The following is a 14857-nucleotide window of genomic DNA, read 5'->3' on the forward strand; positions in this document are numbered from 1 at the left end:
TATATAGCGTATTGGGTTCAAAAAAAATCAAAAACTTTTTAATATAATTATTCTTAGGTTTAAAAACTGAAAAACAACAAGATTGCTGCGTTAGCGATTGAATGGCATGTTTAAGCTCTTTTTTTGTTTTAGTTAGAGTTAATTTGTGAAGTATGAACAAATTTGTACCGAAAACAAAACCAAAAAAAGCGAGTAATGAAAGCGCGACACTTGTGGAACGCCCAAAAAGAAATTACCTTTGCAGCTGTAAAATTAAGAAATGAAATACGCAAAAAATATATTAGAAACTATTGGTAACACACCATTAGTTCAGTTAAACTCAGTAACTAAAGAGATTGACGCTTTGGTTTTGGCAAAGGTTGAAACCTTTAATCCAGGAAATTCTATTAAAGATAGGATGGCGTTAAAAATGATTGAAGATGCAGAAGCTGATGGTCGTTTACAACCTGGCGGAACTATTATTGAAGGAACTTCGGGTAATACTGGTATGGGATTGGCTTGGCTGCGATTATAAAAGGGTATAAATGTATTTTTGTGATTTCAGACAAACAGTCGAAAGAAAAGATGGATATTTTGCGTGCCGTAGGAGCAGAGGTTATCGTTTGTCCAACAAATGTTGAGCCAGAAGATCCTCGATCGTATTATTCGGTTTCAAAAAGGTTAGGAAAAGAAACTCCGAATTCTTGGTATGTAAATCAGTACGACAATCCAAGTAACGCATTGGCGCATTACGAGCAAACAGGGCCAGAAATTTGGGAACAAACCGAAGGTAAAATCACCCATTTTGTAGTTGGTGTAGGAACTGGAGGAACGGTTTCTGGGACGGCAAAATATTTAAAAGAGCAAAATCCGAATATAAAAGTTTGGGGAATTGATACGTACGGATCAGTATTTAAAAAATATCATGAAACGGGTATTTTTGATGAAAATGAAATTTATCCATACATCACCGAAGGAATTGGGGAAGATATTTTACCTAAAAACGTAGATTTTTCTTTAATTGATGGATTTACGAAAGTAACCGATAAAGATGCCGCTGTTTACACACGAAAAATAGCTAAAGAAGAAGGGATTTTTGTGGGGAACTCAGCCGGATCTGCCATAAAAGGAATGTTGCAATTAAAAGAGCATTTTACAAAAGATGATGTAGTGGTGGTTTTATTTCACGATCATGGAAGTAGGTATGTTGGTAAAATGTTTAATGATGATTGGATGCGTGAACGTGGTTTTTTAGACGAAGAAGTTACCACTGCAGAAGATTTAATAAAATCGCATATTGATAAACCATTAATAACTGTGCAAACGGAAGAGTTGGTTTCGCATGCAATTGAAAGAATGCGCGATTTTAAAATTTCACAAATTCCGGTAAAAGATGCTAATGGATTTGTAGGTTCGGTAAATGAATCGGATTTATTGCGTAGTTATATTGAAGATAAAAATATTGCAGATAAACCAATTAAAGAGGTTATGGGAGCTATGTATCCTGTAGTAAAATTAGCTGCTTCAATTGATACGGTATCTAAATTAATAACAAAAGACAATCAAGCTGTTTTAGTTGATTTAGGAAACGAAAAGCAACATATTATTACAAAGTACGATATTATAAGTGCTATTTAAGAAACAAAAAGTGTATAAAATTCAAAATCCCACTCATAAGAGTGGGATTTTGTTTATCAAATAATTCAAATAATTTACACAATGAAAACAGTTTACAAAGTTGTTTTCATCATTCTCATTTGCAAGTACCATGCCAAAAAGTGTTTTTCGCAATTTTTATGAATTAAAACAATGTTTTTTATTATTTGTTAACAGTATTGTGTGTTTTGTTTGTGAAATATGTAATAAATAGCGGTTTTGTTGTTTAGGTGTTAATAAAATAAAACAGTCATTATGTATTTAATAAATGGTGTTAAAGATGTGAGAGTAAATAGTTGTAAAAAACAGTCAATTTTACTGAAAAGTAATGTGAAATCGATGTTTTAAAAATTACGGATCATTTATAAAATTCAAAATCCCACTCATAAGAGCGGGATTTTGTTTATCAACTAATTCAAATAATTTACACAATGAAAACAGTTTACAAGGCTCTTTTCATTATACTTCTCTAACAAAGTACTCTGCAAAAGTAAAAAGAAAAACTTGTAAATTAATAGAATTTTAAATATTTGACATTTTTTTAACGTTAAAAAGTTAAAATGTTAAGGAATCATTAACGCGCGTGTTTATGAGCCTTATAAGATGAACGAACTAGCGCACCACTTTCTACATACATAAAGCCCATTTCTAAGCCTAATGTTTCGTATTTTTTAAACTGATCTGGTGTAATAAATTCTTTTACAGGCAAGTGTTTTTTACTTGGTTGTAAATATTGTCCAATAGTAATAACATCTAAGCCAACACTGCGTAAATCTTTCATGGTTTGAATTACTTCTTCTTCTTTTTCACCTAAACCTAGCATAATCCCAGATTTAGTACGCATACCATTGTCTTTTAAATATTTTAAAACGCCTAAACTTCTGTCGTATTTAGCTTGTATACGAACTTCACGAGTTAAGCGACGTACGGTTTCCATATTATGAGAAACTACTTCAGGAGCAACTTCAATAATACGATCTATTAGCTTTTCGTTTCCTTGAAAATCAGGAATTAATGTTTCTAAAGTAGTTCCAGGATTAGCTCTACGAACAGCATTTACAGTTTCTGCCCAAATAATAGAACCGCCATCTTTTAAATCGTCTCTATCTACCGAAGTTAAAACGGCGTGTTTAATGCTCATTAATTTTATAGAACGAGCTACTTTTTCAGGCTCATCCCATTCTACAGTTTCAGGCCTACCAGTTTTTACACCGCAAAAACCACAAGAACGAGTACAAATATTACCTAAAATCATAAAAGTAGCAGTTCCTTCTCCCCAACATTCACCCATGTTAGGACAGCTACCACTTGTACAAATTGTATTTAATTTGTATTTATCTACTAAACCTCTTAGTTCGGTATATTTTTTACCTACAGGTAATTTTACACGTAACCATTTTGGTTTTTTTGTTCTTTCGGGTAATACTACAGATTCGTTTGCCATTTTAATAAAAAATTGAATAGCAAATTTACGAAGAAAACTATTATAAATTGATTAAAAACCAAAGACTAAATCCGATTAAAAAAACAATACCTGTAATACTTAAAATACGCAAAGGTAGTTTTGGTTGATTTTTTTTAGGTGTATGTTTTCCTGTTATCAGAAGATAATTTAAAATCGCATAAAATGGTGCTGTTAAAAAAGACAATACAGTGGCTATTTTAACTAAAAAGCCCATATCAGCTAAAAAGTATTTTAAAATAATAAAAGTACCAGCTGCTAAAAGAAGTATCCAAAACCAATAGTTTAATTTAATTTTTTTATTAAACAGTAAATTAGATGTTTTTTCCATGGCTCTTGGTGATGCATCTAATGTTGTAAGGGTAGTGCTAAACATGGTTGTAAATGCAGCAATACCAATAAACATAAAAGAAAATTCGCCTAAATTTTTAGTGTATAAATGAATTAACTGTGAAGCAAAAATATTTCCTTTATTAGAAAAAGATTCTCCTGATTGATACATTACCAATGCACCTAGCATTACAAAGCAAACGCCTAAAAACAGCGTAGCTACATAGCCTACATTAAAATCGAAAATAGCATGTTTAGGTTTAATTTGTTTAAAAGTTGTTTTGCTTTTTTCAACAGACCAAAGAGAATGCCAAATAGAAATATCTAAAGGCGCAGGCATCCATCCTAAAAAAGCAATTAAAAAAGTAATTTGTGCTGTTCCGCTAGGTAATATTTGCTGAAAATTAAACCCTTTTTCGGTATTAAATAAAGCAACATTTACAGCTAAAAGTGTACTTACTGTTAAAATAACAATAATGTATTTCATTAAATTATCTAACAATTTATATTTTCCTATTACTAAAATAATAATGCTTATTACTAAAATAATTAATGACCAAGTAACTAAATTATGAGTAAATCCAAATATAGTAGCAGCTAAACTAGCCGTTACAATGGTTAAAGTAGCCTGAAAAGTAAACATTGTAACAAAGTTTAATATATAGTAGCTAATTAAAACACCTTTACCTAGTTTTTTATAGCCATCTAATAAAGTTTCGCCAGTGGCTGCGGCATAACGTGGACCGTATTGAAAAAAAGGATATTTAAAAAGGTTAACAAGTAATAATGCCCATATTAAACCAAAGCCAAAATCGGCACCAGCTCTTGTAGATTGCACTAAATGCGATACTCCTATAGCGGCACCAGCAAATAACAATCCAGGACCAAGGATGTTTGAAAAAGTTTTTCTCATAAAGGGATGAAAAAAGAGGGTTAAAAAACAATATAAATATTTCAGAAATAATTAAAATTTTTAAAAATCTGAAAATAAAAATCAGGGTAAGTTAAGATTTCTTTATTATTTCAGCTAATAATTTTTTAGCTCTCAGTAATTTAACTTTTACATTGTTGATTGGTTCGTTGGTTTTTTCTGAAATTTCTTTATAACTTAATTCTTGAAAAAAACGTAAATTAATTACTTCCTGATATTTTGGTTTTAGCTTTTTAATGTCTTTTAAAAGTTTTGCTAAATTTTGCTCAGTAATAATTTTATCTTCGGGAGATGGTGAGCTGTCTATAATTTTAGAAGCAGCTTCTTCTTGTTCTTTCGTGGTTTCTATTAAAATAGATGATTTTTTCTTTCTTAAAAAATCAATATATACATTTTTAGAAATGGTGATTAACCATGTTTTAAATTGATATTCTTCGTTAAAGGTATCAATTTTATCAAAAGCTTTAGAAAAAGTTCTAATGGTGATATCTTCAGCTTCATTATCATTTTTTATTTTAGATAATTGATAACGATAAACACTAGTCCAAAAAGTATCTAACAAGAAATTAAAAGAAATTTGATTTCCTTTTTTAGCTTGTTGAATATGAATGTGTACTTTTTCGTTATTTATTTCCAATGTATATAGAAATTGTATTTATTAAATATAATAAATCAATACAAAACAATTGTGCGTATTGGTAAGAGAAGGGGTATTATAGTTAAAAATATTATTGTAATTAAAATTTTATAATATAATTTTAATTACAATAATATATGTAAAGGTTATTAATCGTGCTGTGGTTCGCTACAAGTATCAAACTGATCTGGTGTTTTACCACAAAAACCACACGATTCACCGCTTTCATTTAAAACAGGATTTTGACTTGCACATGTACCAGCAAACTCTCCATCTTTTTTTGCCCAAATTTTTATAGCAATTCCAGCAAAAGCTAAAGCTAATAATCCGATTGTAAGAAAAACTAATTTCATCTTGTAAAATTTTGTATTGCAAAGATACGAACTTCCTTTTTTAGAAAAATATATTTAAAATAAATTTAAGAACGTGACTATTATTTTTTTTTGGGTCATAAATAATAATCAATTAATTTAAATTTATAATATGAAAAAATATTTAGCAGAATTATTCGGAACCTTTTGGTTAGTTTTTGGAGGTTGTGGTAGCGCAATTTTTGCAGCAGGTTTTCCTGATTTAGGAATAGGTTTTGTAGGGGTAGCATTAGCCTTTGGTTTAACAGTTTTAACAATGGCGTATGCTGTTGGGCATATTTCTGGTGGGCATTTTAATCCTGCGGTTTCGTTAGGTTTGTGGGCAGGAGGAAAGTTTTCTGTTAAAGAATTAATACCATATATTATTTCTCAATTAGTAGGAGCATTTTTAGCTGCCGCTGCTTTGTTTTTAATTGTTTCTGGAAAATCAGATTTTGAAACTATTGGTGGTTTTGCTGCAAACGGTTATGGCGAATTATCGCCAGGAGGTTATAATATGACATCTGCTTTTGTTACTGAATTTTTATTAACCATGTTTTTCTTGTTAATTATTTTGGGAAGTACCAATGAAAGAGCACCAAAAGGTTTTGCACCAATAGCGATTGGTTTAGGATTAACTTTAATACATTTAATTAGTATTCCTGTAACAAATACTTCTGTAAATCCAGCTCGTTCAATGAGTCAAGCATTGTTTGCAGGAGGTGATTATTTAACACAGTCTTGGTTATTTTGGGTTGCACCAATAGCAGGAGCAATGGTTGCTGGTTTTATTCACAAAGCATTGTTTGATAAGGAGTAATATTATTTAAAACAAAAGCACCATTTTTAAATGGTGCTTTTGTTTTAAATAATATTTACTTCAATCTCTAAAGGAATTTTAAATTTAGCTAAAATTGTTTTTTTAATTTCTTTAGCCAATTCGTAAATTTCTTTACCGGTTGCATTTCCGTAGTTTACCAAAACTAAAGCTTGTTTTTCATGTACACCATAATTACCATAATTTTTACCTTTAAAACCACATTGTTCAATTAACCAACCTGCAGGAATTTTAACTTCTGTAGTAGAAATAGGATAGTTAGGAATGTTAGGAAACTCAATTTTAAGATCTTTAAAAAGTTCTGTTGAAATAACTGGGTTTTTAAAAAAACTTCCTGAATTTCCAATTTTTTTAGGATCTGGTAATTTACTTTTACGAATAGCAATTACTGCATCCGAAATATTTTTAATCGTTGGATTTTTTATTCCTATTGATGTTAGTTCGTTTTCAATTGCTCCGTATGAAATAGCAAGATTATGCTTGTTTTTTGTAAGTTTAAAACTAACTGAAGTAATTACATATTTACCTTTAGCTTTGTTTTTAAAAATAGAATTTCTATACCCAAATTGGCATTCATCAGCAGCAAAAGAAACTAATTTTTGAGTTTCAATTTCAATAGCTTCTACTTTGGTAATTGTATCTTTAACTTCAACTCCATAAGCACCGATATTTTGAATAGGGCAAGTACCTACATTTCCAGGTATTAATGATAAATTTTCTATACCTCCATAATTTTGAGAAACTGCCCAGAGTACAAAGTTGTGCCAGTTTTCGCCAGCATTTACTGTTAAATAAACATTGTTTTCGGTTTCTTTATCAATAGAGATTCCTTTAATATCTATATGTAAAACAAGTTTATTTATGTTTTGGGTAAGCAACATATTACTTCCTCCAGAAATTAAAAAAACATCTTTTTCTGTTTTTAAAAGTTGCTGTAGTTGATAAACTGAAGTTATAGAAACAAAACGTTTGGCATTAACATTGATGCCAAACGTATTGTAATTTTTTAATGATATGTTTTCTTGAATACTCAATTAACTATTGTATTGTTGTAAAGCTATTTTTAAAATTTCTACAGAGCGAATTAAATCAGTTTTGTTTAGTACATAAGCAATACGAACTTGGTTTTTTCCTTCTCCCTTTGTTGAGTAAAATCCGCTTGCAGGTGCAACCATAATTGTTTCGTTATTATGATTAAATTTTTCTAAAATCCATTGTGCAAAATCATCAGCATCGGCAACAGGTAGTTCGGCTACACAATAAAAAGCACCTTTAGGGTTGGCTACTTTTACACCATCTATTTTTTGTAATTCAGATATTAACGTGTTTCTACGTTCTTCATATTCTTCAATAACTTCATCAAAATAACTTTGTGGTGTATCTAAGGCAGCTTCACTAGCTAATAAAGCATAGGTTGGCGGGCTTAGACGTGCTTGTGCAAATTTAATAGCTGTGTTAACGAATTCTTCGTTTTTAGAAACGATACAACCAATTCTTGCGCCACACATACTGTAACGTTTAGAAACAGAATCGATCATAATGGCATTTTGTTCTAAACCTTTTAATGTCATTACCGAATTGTGTTTTTCACCATCGTACGTAAATTCGCGGTACACTTCATCAGCAATTAAAAATAAATCGTGTTTTAAAACAATTTGTTTTAATTTTTCAATTTCTTCTGCACTATATAAATAACCTGTCGGATTTCCTGGATTACAAATTAAAATAGCTTTGGTTTTTGCTGTAATTAATTTCTCAAAATCATCAATAGCAGGTAAAGCAAAGTTATCTTCTATTTTAGAAATAACCGGAACTACATTTACACCAGAAGCTGTTGAAAAGCCGTTGTAATTTGCATAAAAAGGTTCAGGAATAATAATTTCGTCTCCTGGATCTGTAATACTACCAATGGTAAATAATAACGCTTCAGAGCCACCGGTAGTTGCTATAATGTTATTTGCATTAACATGAATGTTGTTTTTAGCATAATAATTAGCAAGTTTAGTTCTATACTCTTCAGAACCTTCAGAACGTGCATACGATAATACTTCAATTGTATTATTTTTAACCGCATCTAAAGCTACTTGTGGTGTTTTTATATCTGGTTGACCAATGTTTAAATGAAAAACTTTAGTCCCATTTTTTTTCGCAGCCTCAGCAAAAGGTACCAATTTACGTATTGGTGATTGAGGCATAGAATTTCCTTTTTTAGAAATTAATGGCATTGTAAATTATATTAGTTGTTTAAGAAGCAAATTTGCAACTTTTTTTTGATAAAATAAACTTGTTAATCGTGAAAATAGAGGTTAAAGAAATCATAAAAAAATGAAAATGTAAAAAGAAGATTGTATATTTAAAATCAACCATTAATCCTTCTTTCCTTGAAAAAACAAATACTCTATATTTTTGCTTTCATTTTTTGTCTTTCAGCTTATTCTCAAAAAGAGTTTAAGTTTTTTGGTAAAAACAAAGAAAAACAAGAATTGTATTTTAAATTGATAAATAATTTAATCGTCATTCCCTTAAAAGTAAATGGATACGAATTATCATTTATTTTAGATACCGGAGTAAATAAAACTATTTTATTTAACTTAACTGAAAATGATAGTATTGGCTTAAATAATGTAAAAAAAGTTTTTATAAGGGGTTTAGGAGATGGAGAACCTCTTGAGGCGTTGTTATCTAAAGGAAATAATTTTAAGGTTAAAAATATTTTTAGCTCAAACCAAGATTTGTATGTTATTTTAAAAGATGCTTTTAATTTATCAGCAAAAATGGGTACTACAATTCATGGTATTATAGGGTATAATTTATTAAAAGATGTTGTGATAAAAATAAATTACAACACAAAAAAAATTATTTTTTACAACCCCAAAACGTATGTGCCATCAAAATGTAAAAAATGTGAGACTTTACCTTTGCAATTTTATAGGAATAAACCTTATGTAAATGTTAAAGCAAGAATTGATAGTGTAAACAATGTAGCTACTCCTTTAAAATTATTGATTGATATTGGTGGAAGTGACGCAATGTGGTTGTTTGAAGATACTAAAGAAATTATAAAAACGCCTAAAAAACATTTTAAAGATATTTTAGGTGAAGGTATTAGCGGAATAATTTATGGTAATAGAAGTAGAATACCGAATGTTTCTTTAGGTAAATTTTTAATAAAAGAACCTACCGTTTCTTTTTTAGATTCTACATCAACATTTAATGCTCGTAAGTTTAAAGAGCGGAATGGTAGTATTGGAGGTAATATATTAAAGCGTTTTAAAGTTTGGATTGATTATCAAAATAAAACAATAACTTTAAAAAAGAACGCTTCTTTAAAAGAAGGGTTTTATTATAATATGAGTGGTTTGCATATTATTTATGATGGACAAGAGTTAGTTAAAGAAAAAGCGGTGCATTCTTATTACGGCAGTAAACGAAATAATAAAGATTTAATATCATTTGTAAACACTTATCATTATAAATTTAAACCAAAATATAAAATAGATAATGTAGTTAAAAACTCTCCTGCAGGTAGAGCTGGTTTTTTAAAAGGTGATATTATAAAATCAATAAATAATAAATTAGCACATGAATATGAATTAGGAGAAATTATGAATTTGTTTCAGACAAAACCTAATAAAAAAATAAAAATGAAGGTGAAAAGAGGTGTTACAGATTTAAAATTTGAATTTAGATTAGAAAAAAGAATATAAAAAGAATATTTAATCTAAAATTTTTAAAAATAATATGATTTGTTAAAAGCGATCTACAAATTTTGTTGAGATGTATTTTTTTCAAACTCTTGTTTCATAAATTCTTTTGATTTTCCTTTAGCAATTGATGCAGTTTGCCATTTATCATTTAAAACCATTTTACCAATATATGTAATTTGACCAATATGATACGGATAATGTGCTATTTGTCGCGTAATACTTTCTATCAGCTTGTGTTTTTTATTTCTGATATATATTGGTTGTTTAAAATTAGATTGATTAATAGTACTTAATGCTTCAAAAAGGCAATCCCACCCTTTTTCCCATCGATTGAGTAATTGTTGTTTAGATAAATTGTTGGGTTCAAATTCTTGATCTCTATTTCTTGTGTTTTTCTCTCCATCAGAAGTAAAAAAATCGGTCCAACGAGATAACATGTTTTCAGAAACGTGTATTATAATTGAGGCAATACTATTACTTTCTTCATTGTATTTAAAATGTAATTCACTTTCTTGTAATTGCGTTATTGTTTTATCAGCAACTTCTTTATACGATTTAAATTGTTTTACAATGTTTTGTAAGTATTCTGATTCTGTTATCATAATATAATAAAAAAGGAGCTCTAATAGAGCTCCTTTAAATTTATCTGTTTATAGTTTGTTTTCTGTCAGGTCCAACCGATACAATTTTTACAGGAACTCCCGTTTCTTTTTCAATAAAAGCAACGTAGTCTAATAAATTTTGAGGTAGCTGATCTGCAGCTGTCATTTTAGTTAAATCATCTTCCCATCCTTTAAATTCAGAATAATTTACTGAAACATTTTCAGGTTCAATGTTATAAGGTAAATGTGTAATGTTTTCGCCTTTATATGTGTAAGAAGTACATACTTTTAAAGTATCAAAACCAGAAAGTACATCTCCTTTCATCATCATTAATTGTGTAACCCCGTTTACATCAACAGCATATTTTAAGGCAACTAAATCTAACCAACCACATCTTCTTGGGCGACCAGTAGTTGCTCCGAATTCATGACCAACGGTAGCCATTCTTTCTCCATCTGCATCAAATAATTCAGTCGGAAAAGGACCAGAACCAACACGAGTAGTGTAAGCTTTAAAAATACCAAAAACATCTCCAATTCTGTTAGGTGCAATACCTAAACCAGTACAAGCACCAGCAGCTGTAGTGTTTGAAGAAGTTACAAACGGATACGTTCCAAAATCAATATCTAATAAAGATCCTTGTGCACCTTCTGCTAAAATTGTTTTACCTTCTTTTATTGCTGAATTTAAAAACTCTTCAGAATCTATAAATTGTAAGGTTCTTAACTTTTCAATCCCTAAATCAAATTCAGCTTCTAATTCATCTAAATCATATTCTACTTGAACATCAAAATAAGCAAGCATGCTTAAATGTTTTTCTGTTAAAGCTCTGTATTTATCTTTCCAGTTATCTAACTCTAAATCACCAACACGCATTCCGTTTCTACCGGTTTTGTCCATATAAGTAGGGCCAATTCCTTTTAAAGTAGATCCAATTTTAGCTTTTCCTTTAGATGTTTCAGAAGCAGCATCTAATAAGCGGTGTGTAGGTAAAATTAGGTGTGCTTTTCTTGAAATTAATAATTTAGACGTATAATCAATATTATGTGTATCTAAATTTTCTAATTCTTTTTTAAAGATAACAGGGTCAATTACTACACCATTACCTACTACATTTAAAGCAGTTTTATGAAAAATTCCAGAAGGAATTGTGTGTAAAACATGTTTGTTGCCATCAAAAATTAAAGTGTGACCTGCATTTGGACCTCCTTGAAATCGTGCAATAATATCGTAATTAGCTGTTAAAACATCTACGATTTTACCTTTTCCCTCGTCTCCCCATTGTAATCCGAGTAATAAATCTACTGCCATTTAGTGTGTTATTAAGTGTTGTGTTTGTTGTTATTTTGTGTTTCGTTTTGTTCCGTAAAAATAAAGTGAATGGTTATGAATATCAATATCAAAAACGTCTTCAATTGTTTTTTTGATGATTTGAATTCTTGGGTCACAAAATTCTTTAACCTCTCCAGAATCTGTCATTATTAAATGATCGTGATTTTTGTCGAAATAACTTTTTTCGTAACGCGCCATTGATTGTCCGTCAAATTGATGTTTTCTTACCAATCCGCAATCTAAAAGTAAATCCATCGTGTTATAAAGCGTTGCTCTACTAACACGGTAGTTTTTATTTTTCATTTTAATATATAGCGATTCAATATCAAAATGCTCATCAGCACTATATATTTCTTGTAAAATAGCGTAACGCTCTGGCGTTTTTCGGTGCTTGTTTTCTTCTAAAAAAGTAGTGAAAACTTTTTTTACAATTTCTTGATTTTCGGCTGAATTACTCATTGTGGTTTTAAAATTTACAGACGGACAAATTTACAGTTATTTATTGATAAAAAAACAAGGATATTAAAATGATATTTACAATGTATTAACACGCTCTACTTTTTGTACTCCATCTAGTTTTTTCATGTTACTAATTAACTTGCTTAATTGGGCTTTGTTTTTAACGCTTAACGAAAGTTTTCCTTCAAAAACACCGTTGTCTCCAGAAATATTTATACTGTTTATAAAAACATCCATACTGTTTGATATTATACGGGTAATATTATTTACAATTCCTTTATTATCAAACCCAGATATGTGTAAAATAGCAGTAAATTCTTGTTTTGTAGAGTCTATCCATTTTGCAAGCATTATTCTATAAGCGTAATTTGATTGTAAAGAAATCGCATTCGGACAACTTTTTTTATGCACTTTTATACCTTCGTTAATCGTTACAAAACCAAATACTTTATCACCCGGAATAGGAGAGCAGCATTTTGCTAATGTATAATCTAAGGTTTGTTCGTCTTTACCAAAAACTAAGGCGTCGTATTTATAGGTAACTTCTTCTTTATCAGAAAATCCTTTTGATGGCGGGCGACGGAATGTGTTTTTAATAAAGCCCATAATAACTCCGCTTCTTTGGGCTACAAATTCTTTTAGTTGCGTGTTATCAATTGCTCCGTTACCAATTCTAAAATATAAATCGAAACTAGTTTTTAAACCAAAATAATGTGCCAGTTCATGTATGGTTTTTTCACCCGAACTAATTTTTAAGTGACGCAATTTTCTTAATAAAACGGCTTTACCTTCTTGGGCAATTAATTTTTCTTCAGCTTTTAATGCTGATTTAATTTTGGTTCGTGCTCTGGCTGTTAACACAAAATCTAACCAGCGTACATTTGGTTTGTTATTGGTAGCGGTAAGTACTTCAACCTGATCGCCACTTTTAAGGGTATGACTTAAAGGAACTAATTTACCATTTACTTTTGCACCTCGGCATTTTAAACCTACATCTGTATGAACAGAAAAAGCAAAATCTAATGCAGAAGCACCTTTTGGTAATGACTTTAAATCGCCATTAGGTGTAAAAACATATATTTCTTTAGCGTATAAATTAAGTTTAAAATCTTCTACAAAATCTATTGCATCTGTGTTTTGATTTTCTAAAGTTTCTTTTAAACGGTTTAACCAACCTTCTAGTCCGTTTTCTTGTACTTCACCTTGTTTGTATTTAAAATGCGCAGCATATCCTTTTTCGGCTATTTCATCCATTCTTTCAGAACGAACTTGTACTTCTACCCATTTTGCTTGCGGGCCTATTACGGTAATATGCAAGGCTTCATATCCTGTTGATTTTGGTTGAGAAATCCAATCGCGCAAACGTGCCGGATTTGGTTTAAAAAAATCGGTAACGATAGAATATATTTTCCAAGCATCAAACTTTTCATCATCAGAGGTTGGTTCGTAAATAATTCGGATAGCAAATTTATCATACACTTCATCAAAAGTTACATTTTGTTTTCGCATTTTTCTTCTGATAGAAAAAATGGATTTAAAACGACCTTTAATATCATATTTAAAACCTTCCTTGTCTAAAGCTTCTTTTAAAATACTTGTAAAGGTGTCAATATACTTTTGTTGATCTTCTTTGTTTTCTTTTATTTTAGCTCTAATGCCTTTGTAAACTTCGGGTTCAGTGTATTTTAAACCTAAATCTTCTAACTCAGTTTTAATGTTGTATAAACCTAAACGATGTGCTAAAGGAGCATAAATATATAAGGTTTCTGAAGCTATTTTTACCTGTTTATGAGGCGGCATTGCATCCATCGTTTGCATATTATGTAAACGATCGGCAATTTTTATTAAAATTACTCTTACATCATCGTGTAATGTAAGGAGCATTTTTCTGAAATTTTCAGCTTGTATAGAATAATCTTTTTCTTGTTTTAGGTTTGATATTTTAGTAAGTCCGCTAACAATACGAGCTATATTTTCACCAAAAAGATGCTCCATATCATCTATGGTATAATCAGTATCTTCAACAACATCGTGTAGTAGGGCAGCGGCTATTGATGTAGCGCCTAAACCTATTTCGTATGCAACAATTTTTGCTACTGCAATTGGATGATATATATAAGGTTCGCCAGTTTTTCTTCGCTGTTCAGAATGTGCTTCAACAGCAATATCAAAAGCTTTACGTATTAGTTTTTTATCTTCGTCAGATAAGGTTTGGTAAGTTCCTTTTAATAAGTCTTTATATCTGTTGGCTATTTCTTTATTTTCTTCTTCTATCGTTGCATTATAACTCATACGTGTAAAACTCTTTTATGGTTAACTGTGTTTCAAAATAAAAATAGTGTAAAGAATTTTATTGAGCAAGTTTTACCTATAAATGTTTAAAATGATTTTAAAACAAATTATTAATTAACTAATAAATGTTACTTATTTCTTTTTAATATTAAATATCAAGTGTTTTTCCTTTGTTTTTTATTGATGTAAACAGGTATATTTGTAGTATAATTCAGAGGAAAAAAGACTTTTAAAAGTTTATAAGTCCCCCTGAAATATCATTTAAGATGATATTTGAATCT

General features: G+C 29.9%; 12 protein-coding genes and 1 pseudogene. 3 read left to right on the forward strand and 10 right to left on the reverse strand.

The features are described from left to right. Positions 1-259 precede the first annotated feature (259 nt). Positions 260-1617, forward strand: a pseudogene (locus ACN5J5_RS10720) (pyridoxal-phosphate dependent enzyme). 592 nt (positions 1618-2209) lie between these two features. On the opposite strand, the gene lipA reads toward ACN5J5_RS10720, so the two are convergent. From lipA to ACN5J5_RS10740, 4 genes are all read right to left on the reverse strand, one after another. Then, complete coding sequence (lipA, locus tag ACN5J5_RS10725; RefSeq protein ID WP_418644890.1) at positions 2210-3079, reverse strand: lipoyl synthase; 870 nt, start codon at positions 3077-3079, stop codon at positions 2210-2212. 40 nt (positions 3080-3119) lie between these two features. Further along, on the reverse strand, positions 3120-4340 hold the full coding sequence (locus tag ACN5J5_RS10730) for an NRAMP family divalent metal transporter (protein WP_418644891.1): 1221 nt from the start codon (positions 4338-4340) through the stop codon (positions 3120-3122). Between the two features lie 91 nt (positions 4341-4431). Next, the gene (locus ACN5J5_RS10735; RefSeq protein ID WP_418644892.1) at positions 4432-4995 is read right to left on the reverse strand and encodes an RNA polymerase sigma factor; all 564 of its coding nucleotides are present in this window, start codon (positions 4993-4995) and stop codon (positions 4432-4434) included. A gap of 149 nt (positions 4996-5144) precedes the next feature. Then, complete coding sequence (locus ACN5J5_RS10740; RefSeq protein ID WP_418644893.1) at positions 5145-5348, reverse strand: membrane or secreted protein; 204 nt, start codon at positions 5346-5348, stop codon at positions 5145-5147. Between the two features lie 130 nt (positions 5349-5478). Here ACN5J5_RS10740 and aqpZ point away from each other — a divergent pair, with 130 nt between their 5' ends. Then, positions 5479-6165, forward strand: a complete 687-nt coding sequence (gene aqpZ / locus ACN5J5_RS10745; protein WP_418644894.1) for an aquaporin Z — start codon at positions 5479-5481, stop codon at positions 6163-6165. A gap of 44 nt (positions 6166-6209) precedes the next feature. On the opposite strand, the gene murB is transcribed toward aqpZ, so the two are convergent. Both murB and ACN5J5_RS10755 read right to left on the reverse strand, forming a co-directional pair. Continuing rightward, positions 6210-7217 (reverse strand): UDP-N-acetylmuramate dehydrogenase, encoded by a 1008-nt coding sequence (gene murB, locus ACN5J5_RS10750; RefSeq protein WP_418644895.1) that lies wholly within the window; start codon positions 7215-7217, stop codon positions 6210-6212. After that, a complete protein-coding gene (locus ACN5J5_RS10755; RefSeq protein WP_418644896.1) occupies positions 7218-8408 on the reverse strand; it encodes a pyridoxal phosphate-dependent aminotransferase in 1191 nt (396 codons plus the stop codon). It abuts the gene before it with no gap. 156 nt (positions 8409-8564) lie between these two features. On the opposite strand from ACN5J5_RS10755, the gene ACN5J5_RS10760 reads away from it, so the two are divergent. Further along, positions 8565-9890, forward strand: a complete 1326-nt coding sequence (locus ACN5J5_RS10760; protein WP_418644897.1) for an aspartyl protease family protein — start codon at positions 8565-8567, stop codon at positions 9888-9890. 53 nt (positions 9891-9943) lie between these two features. Here the strand turns inward: ACN5J5_RS10760 and ACN5J5_RS10765 are convergent, their stop codons facing one another. The 4 genes from ACN5J5_RS10765 to ACN5J5_RS10780 all read right to left on the reverse strand — a co-directional run bounded on the left by ACN5J5_RS10765 (position 9944) and on the right by ACN5J5_RS10780 (position 14576). After that, positions 9944-10492 (reverse strand): DUF1572 family protein, encoded by a 549-nt coding sequence (locus ACN5J5_RS10765; protein ID WP_418644898.1) that lies wholly within the window; start codon positions 10490-10492, stop codon positions 9944-9946. Between the two features lie 40 nt (positions 10493-10532). After that, the gene (locus ACN5J5_RS10770) at positions 10533-11804 is read right to left on the reverse strand and encodes an adenylosuccinate synthase (RefSeq protein ID WP_418644899.1); all 1272 of its coding nucleotides are present in this window, start codon (positions 11802-11804) and stop codon (positions 10533-10535) included. Between the two features lie 30 nt (positions 11805-11834). Then, complete coding sequence (locus tag ACN5J5_RS10775) at positions 11835-12284, reverse strand: Fur family transcriptional regulator (protein WP_418644900.1); 450 nt, start codon at positions 12282-12284, stop codon at positions 11835-11837. A 75-nt stretch (positions 12285-12359) separates the two neighbouring features. Continuing rightward, a complete protein-coding gene (locus tag ACN5J5_RS10780) occupies positions 12360-14576 on the reverse strand; it encodes a RelA/SpoT family protein (protein WP_418644901.1) in 2217 nt (738 codons plus the stop codon). Positions 14577-14857: the final 281 nt, after the last annotated feature.

Source organism: Tenacibaculum insulae (assembly GCF_964512435.1).
GTDB lineage: Bacteria > Bacteroidota > Bacteroidia > Flavobacteriales > Flavobacteriaceae > Polaribacter > Polaribacter insulae_A.